Here is a 244-nt window from a genome sequence, read left to right on the forward strand (position 1 = left end):
TGATTTGGCATCTTTTGCCGAAAGAAATCTATAGCACATTGAAGAGCCGCCCGCCGAACCCCTGCTGATACGACAGATTGATCGAAACGCATCATCGTTTCGATATCCTTAATAACCTTAATGCCTTCTCCAGCATTTCCCAAAAGCCAACCACAACTGCCTTGAAACTCAACAATACCCTCTGGCGTTGAGGTTTCTCCGGAACGGAGTATCAAATGACGAATCGATATAGACCCATTTAATG

At 44.7% G+C, this 244-nt stretch carries 1 pseudogene; it reads right to left on the reverse strand.

Annotated features, from left to right (window positions below):
- Positions 1-244 (reverse strand): annotated as a pseudogene (locus ACFINS_RS09735) (acyl-CoA dehydrogenase); the annotation flags it as partial.

The organism is Bartonella sp. AA2SXKL (genome assembly GCF_042197205.1).
Taxonomy (GTDB): Bacteria; Pseudomonadota; Alphaproteobacteria; order Rhizobiales; family Rhizobiaceae; genus Bartonella.